This is a genomic window from Syntrophorhabdaceae bacterium (genome assembly GCA_028698615.1).
Taxonomy (GTDB): Bacteria; Desulfobacterota; Syntrophorhabdia; order Syntrophorhabdales; family Syntrophorhabdaceae; genus Delta-02.
The window spans coordinates 1-5,659 of record JAQVWF010000085.1 but is presented as its reverse complement, the minus strand read 5'-3'; the positions used below and the strand labels follow the sequence as shown (position 1 = coordinate 5,659).

General features: G+C 50.9%; 7 protein-coding genes. All 7 read right to left on the bottom strand.

Annotated elements, in window-relative coordinates; translation table 11 throughout:
- Positions 1-527, bottom strand: a 527-nt coding sequence (locus PHC90_14255) for an aminotransferase class V-fold PLP-dependent enzyme (GenBank protein MDD3847506.1), incomplete at its 3' end; no start/stop codon positions are given.
- The gene (locus tag PHC90_14250) at positions 524-1,624 is read right to left on the bottom strand and encodes a DegT/DnrJ/EryC1/StrS family aminotransferase (GenBank protein ID MDD3847505.1); all 1,101 of its coding nucleotides are present in this window, start codon (positions 1,622-1,624) and stop codon (positions 524-526) included. The genes PHC90_14255 and PHC90_14250, both read right to left, overlap by 4 nt.
- A gap of 27 nt (positions 1,625-1,651) precedes the next feature.
- Entirely contained in the window at positions 1,652-2,650 is a 999-nt protein-coding gene (locus PHC90_14245) for an SDR family oxidoreductase (protein ID MDD3847504.1), read from the bottom strand.
- 22 nt (positions 2,651-2,672) lie between these two features.
- Positions 2,673-3,257, bottom strand: coding sequence for an SIS domain-containing protein (locus PHC90_14240; protein ID MDD3847503.1), 585 nt, complete (start codon positions 3,255-3,257; stop codon positions 2,673-2,675).
- Between the two features lie 3 nt (positions 3,258-3,260).
- On the bottom strand, positions 3,261-4,715 hold the full coding sequence (locus tag PHC90_14235) for a PfkB family carbohydrate kinase (GenBank protein ID MDD3847502.1): 1,455 nt from the start codon (positions 4,713-4,715) through the stop codon (positions 3,261-3,263).
- 85 nt (positions 4,716-4,800) lie between these two features.
- Positions 4,801-5,271, bottom strand: a complete 471-nt coding sequence (locus PHC90_14230; GenBank protein MDD3847501.1) for an adenylyltransferase/cytidyltransferase family protein — start codon at positions 5,269-5,271, stop codon at positions 4,801-4,803.
- Positions 5,252-5,659: hypothetical protein (locus PHC90_14225; GenBank protein MDD3847500.1), on the bottom strand; the 408-nt coding region annotated here is incomplete at its 5' end. The genes PHC90_14230 and PHC90_14225, both read right to left, overlap by 20 nt.

Here is a 5,659-nt window from a genome sequence, read left to right as displayed (position 1 = left end):
GCATCTCCGAAGGAACCGACGCGTTTGCCGTCGACCGAGGCCGTCACCGCCTGAGCCGCGTCCTCTATCACAAATAATTTGTGTTTTTCAGCTATTTTCATGATGCTTGTCATATCGGCGGGATTTCCGGTCAGATGCACCGGCAGCAATGCCCTGGTATGCGAGGTAATTGCACCCTCGATCAGGGTCACATCCATGTTATAGTCCGAAGCCACATCAACAAAAACGGGTTTTGCCCCTGCTGCCACGATGGCACCCGCCGTAGCGACAAAGCTGTTGGGCACCGTTATTACCTCATCGCCCGGACCCACACCCAGCGCCTTGAGGGCCAAAAAGATCGCATCCGTCCCTGAATTGAGACCAAGAGCATGGGGAACACCGCACAATGCGGCGAATTGTTTCTCGAACTGCTCCACCTCCGGTCCCATGACGAACTGACACCGATCGAATTGCTGCTTTAGCAGACCGAAAAGCTCTTCATCTTGAAATTGCCGGGGCAGGTCAAGATATTTGACGGTCATGCTCATGAATAGAACCTCTTCACCACATCTATCATGTAATCGACCTGTTCGGAACTGAGGTGCTGATGCACCGGCAGGGTGATAAGCGATGCGCTCTGCGATTCCGTGACGGGGAAATCCCCCTTCTTGTAACCCTGTCCCGCTGCAGCAGGCTGAAGGTGCATCGGTATCGGGTAATGGACCTTCGCGTCAACACCGTTCTTGACAAGGTAGGCGAGGAGCTCGTCCCGTCTTTCCACCTTCATCATATAGAGATGGTAGACGTAGCGCTTGTTGGCGCGCCGCTCCGGTATGGCTATGGAACCTTTGAACCCTCTCAGGGCGGCATCCAGTTTGTTAGCCCATTTTATCCTGTTGTCGGTGATGACGTGGATGTCTTTTATGAGGTGATTGCCCACCACCGCCTGGAGGGAATCGAGGCGGCTGTTGTACCCGTAGATCCCCACCTCGTCGCGGTTCAGAAGACCGTGGTTCCTCAAAAGCACAAGGCGATCGCGAACCTCTTCCGAACTGGTGACGATGATGCCGCCGTCACCCCAGACGTTCAGGTTCTTCAAGGGGTGGAGGCTGAAGCCGCCGGAAACGCCGAAGGTGCCAACCCACTTGCCATCCAGGGACGCTCCGATGGCCTGGCAGGAATCCTCGATGACCTTCAGACCGTGCCTTTCGGCAATAGCCATGATGTCCGTCATATCCGCCGGGTGGCCAGCGTAATGTACAGGCATGATCACCTTTGTATTCTTCGTGATCGCCTTTTCTATCAGCGCAGGGTCTATCGTGAACTCTTCCGTCACATCAACGTATACAGGTTTCGCTCCTGTCGCGACGATAGCTCCGACGGTTGCGATAAACGTGTTCGGACTCGTGATGACCTCGTCACCGGGCCCCACATTCAACGCCTTTAATGAAAGGAACAGTGCGTCAGTCCCTGAATTGACGCCAACCGCATATTTGGTGCCGATGAGCTGTGCGAATTTTTCCTCAAACTCCACGACCGGTTTGCCAAGAGTATAGTCTCCGCTCTTGATCAACTTGTCGAGATCGTCGAATATGGCAGCGTGGTCCTTAAACTGTTCTTCCAGGTAAGAGTACTTGACTTCCATGAATGGTCTCCTTAAGTGGTCTGGCGATTATTTCAGATTGACGGCCTGCATGGTCTTTATATTGTAGTACCTGATGTCCGTCATGGAATCAGGTATCCTGCCCTCGTCAAATGCCTTCTTCAGGTCGCGCACGGCATCCTCGATGGTCCGCTTCGGGGCATAACCCAGGGCGTCTTTGACCTTCTTCGAGGATACCTGGTAGGACCGGTTATCGTCGGAGGGTGTTGTTATGATCGGCAAGCCCGGATCGATCACTTTCTTCACCATTTCAGCAATGTCTTTCACCTTGTAGTTCTCGTAACCGACGTTGTAGATCTTCTTGTGTATCTTCTCATCGGGCACTTCAAGAAGAAAGGTGTAGAAATCTGTCATATCTTCAATGTGAAGATTCGGCCTCATCTGCTCGCCGCCGAAGACGGTGATCTCACCTTTGCTGACGGCATGATTGGTAAGAATGTTTACGGTAAGGTCAAGGCGCAGCCTGGGCGAATATCCGCACACAGTCGACGGGCGTATGATCGACACGATGAAATCGTCCGTCGCCTCTTTCAGAAGAATGTCTTCGCAGAGGGCCTTGTATTTCGAATAATCCGTCAACGGTTCGAGCGGCAGGTCTTCGGTCACGTCGGGAACGTCCTTGACTCCGTACACGCTCGAACTGGAGGCGTAGATAAACTTTTTCACTCCTGCCTTTTTGGCAACATCGACAAGATGGATGAAGGCGTCATAATTGATCGACCTGGCAAGGTCAGGATCCAGCTCGTAGCTTGGGTCGTTGGAGATGCAGGCAAGATGGATCACCGTATCATAACCGGGTATCTCCTTCTCCAGGAGCTTCCTATCCCTGATATCGCCCTTCACCTTCTTAAGCTTCGGGTCGTCTTTGACGCTGTCCAGCACATCCTCTCCGTAAAGGAACAGGTCCAGCACCTTGACTTCGTAACCCTTCCGCAGGAGTTTTGGTATCAGGACAGCACCCACGTAACCCGCGCCGCCGGTAACAAATACCCTCTTTGATGTCGTCATAGCTTCCAACTACCCCCGTTCTTTATTTGTATATCGACCTGTTATACAGGACCGAATCGAGTATCCAATGACATATGTACTGGTGGATGATCTCAACAAGACCATATTTGTCCGCGGGAACGTAGAAATTACAGGACCCCATTTTTCGCAGGGGATTATCGGGACCGAAACCTGATAGCGTTATAATGCCGCCGCCCACCTTGTCTGCCGCCTTCACCCCGTTGAGAATGTTCTGGGACTTCCCCGAACTGCTGATGGCGATGAGAACATCCTCTTTCTTCATGAACATCTCTACGGGCTTTTCAAAAACCTTGTCGTAACCGTAATCATTGCCGAGACAGGTAAGCATGGCGCCGTCATTAAAGGACATGGAGGGGATATTGCCGTTCTTCCAGAAGTCTATCGACATGTGACTCGAGATGGCGGCGCTTCCCCCATTGCCGATGAAGATCACCTTGCCATTCCTCTGTGACTGCTCTTCGATGAGCAGGCACGATCGTTCGATGCCGTCATCGACAGGCATTGCATGGTTTGAACCGTCGGTGTAGCCGATGGACCCGACCATGTCGACAAATACCCCGGGATATCTTTTGACGAATTCTCTCATGGCTCACCGCTGGTTAAGGATCGTATGAATAAATTCAAGGAGTTCATGCCTTTCCACAGGTTTCTTGTTCCCCACTATCTGTACCGCGAGAGCCCCCACGGAATTGCCTATGAATGATACCAGATCAAGGGGCATCCCCTTCGCGAAACAAGGAGCAGTGAACGCAAAATAGGCATCTCCGGCCCCGACGGTATCGACAACCTTTGTAGAGAATATGGGGGTATGGTTGATCTCGCCCTTCTTGTTCACCCCAATCGAGCCCTGCCTCCCGAGCGTAACGATCAAAAAATCGCTGTTGATCTTTGCTGCGAGCCTTTTCGCAATATCCGCTATATCGGAGAATTTGTCCTGCGTTGCCAGGCGCGCCTCGGTCTCATCAAGACAGACAAAATTCGGCCTTTTGTACCTCGTGATCATATTGTATCCCCTGTTGGCCGCATTGGTCTGGGTATTCACGGCAAACACAGGCGCATATCTTGAGATCGTCCTTATTACCCTTTCGGTTATGAAGCCGTGCCCGAAGTCGGATACAAGAACCAGGTCGTAATCAGGGACCGTAGACTTGAGATAGTCTATGATCTCTCTCTCGCAATCGCCGTTGATATAGTTCTCATTGAGATAATTGACCTCGAACAATTTCTGACCCAGGTACTGATTGACATAACGCTTCTTCACGATTGTGGGTCCGTCATCCCGATAAAAGAACCGCGGTTCGACGTTTGGCATTAAATTGCTGCGGATAAAATCCTCTCTCGAATCCGTGCCGCCAAGCAGAGTTACGAGATGAACCTTCTCGCAGATGCCCGCTATGTGGTTGGCGATGATAAACGCCGCCCCCGCAAAGGCTTCATGCCCTATATACTTGTTGACCACTATCGGGGTTTTCGATGATCTGCCCATAGCCGCGCAGTAATGATACTCGTCAATGATCCCGTCGCCCAGGAGAAGCACATTCATTTTCCCGAGAGACTCTATCTTCTTGACTATCTCCTCGAAGCTGTACCGGTCGGAAAACCTTGTGAGGAAATCCTTTGTCTCGGCGGAATAGAGATCGAGAAAGTTATTGATGAGTTTCGATGAACTGAATGAAAAGCCCTGCGTCTCGTAAATGGTGCTTTTCCCGAAATACAACTCCTTTTCTTCCTCATAGATCTTTTTGTGGATCTTGCAGTCTCTCTCCTTGTATGCCTGCCCCTTGGCGAAGATGTTCGGCTTTATCCTCCTGACACATTCGAAGGGAGTCACATCGTCAACAATGCACACATAATCCACCTGCTGCATGGAAGCAACGTTCTGCGCCCTCAACTCCTCGGGAAAGATCGGTCTCCCCGATCCACGGCGAACGTCCTTGTCCCTGATGACCGTCACAACAAGCACATCGCCTCTGGCTTTCGCTTCCTCCAAATGCTTGATTATCCCCGGATGGACGAGGTCGAAGACACCGTGACTCTGGACGATGACTTTGCCCGCCTCTTTGAGCTGGGCAACCTTTTTAATTAGGTCATTGATGAGTAATATTTTCCGTTTGATGGCAATCCCCTGTTCAGAAATATTTCTTAAGCAACTGCGTTGATGAAAACACTATTTCGTGGGTAAATCTCAACTCTGCGCCTATCTCTTTGATCACTTCGCTTTCTTTCTGGATCTTACCTGTTTTGTCTTCGAGTTTTTCGAATTCCTGTCCCTTCACATATATGTCGGGCCTTAGCAGTCTCAGTGTTTCCTCGGCTGTCGGCCACTCGTTGATTGCGACGTAGTTGACACACTGCAGGGCGGCTATTGACTCGGCGCGCAACTGTTCGTTGAAGACCGGTCTCCCGGGTCCTTTATCAACAAACCGATCCGGCGAAACAGTGACTACGAGTATGTCGCCCATCCCCTTCGCCGACTGAAAATACTTGATATGACCTGGATGCATAAGATCAAAACATCCATGGCAAAGCACCACCTTTTTGCCCTTCGCCTTAGCATTTTCTATCTTTCTGACCAATTTGTCAAAGGTAAAAATCTTCATCGAGGTTCCTTATTGATGCCCACAGCGATGGCATGGTTTCTGCGTGGCGTCCGTTGACATAATAGCTTCTGCCGCCATCCGCAACCGTCCTGACAAGCATTGTCTTCCAGGGCCGAAAATAATAGCTTGCATCCTGTTTCGATGGTTCAGCGTCGATCTTTTCGGGCAATTTATGGATATCACAGACAAGGGTGGTAAAATCCGTAATCGAAGTTCCATCCCTTCTGGCAGCGTTACGTGCCATGCTGAGCGCCTTGAGAAACACTTCGGGAGCCATAACGGCACTGCCAAAATTCATCACGACGCCTCTGTCTATATTCCTGATGATCTCGGCATATTTCAAAAAGTCTCTGTATGAAGCAGCGCCTGAGGCTGCTCCGTCAAAGTT